Source organism: Collinsella aerofaciens (genome assembly GCF_032584215.1).
Lineage (GTDB): Bacteria > Actinomycetota > Coriobacteriia > Coriobacteriales > Coriobacteriaceae > Collinsella.
The window spans coordinates 1-510 of sequence record NZ_JAWHPN010000101.1; the positions used below are offsets into that span (position 1 = coordinate 1).

Sequence of the window (510 nt, forward strand, 5' to 3'; positions counted from 1 at the left end):
TGGTATGCTGACGCGGTGGCAACGCTGACCTCCCTGGGAATCATCACCGGCCTGCCTGATGGTACATTCCGTCCAGAAGGGAAGATTACCCGCGCTGAGTTTGCGGCCATAGCGGCCCGGTTTGACAGTTCTAATGTCGAGCCTGCGGACATCTTTGATGATGTATCCGGGCATTGGGCGGAACCGTATATTACCAAGGCCGCAGCCCTGGGATGGGTACAAGGCGATGGCAGCGGTGCCTACCGGCCTGATGATCCCATGACCCGAGCGGAGACTGTGACCCTGGTTAATAACGTGTTTGAGCGTAACACGGAGCCCGATGGGATGCTGCCTGATATGATTACTTTCCCGGACTGTGAAGAGGGTAAATGGTACTATAACGATATCCAGGAGGCGGCCAACGGGCATGCCTATGAGCTGGAGGATGATAGCGACACCACCGAGGAATGGACTGAGCTGATGAACTGATGGTAACTGAAATACAAGAAGAGGCAATCCAGATCACGGTAC

At 54.9% G+C, this 510-nt stretch carries 1 protein-coding gene; it reads left to right on the forward strand.

Going from position 1 to position 510, the window contains the following annotated elements:
- The coding region (locus RX395_RS09940; protein ID WP_316367326.1) for an S-layer homology domain-containing protein at nucleotides 1–468 on the forward strand (468 nt) is incomplete at its 5' end.
- Between the last annotated feature and the right edge of the window lie 42 nt (nucleotides 469–510).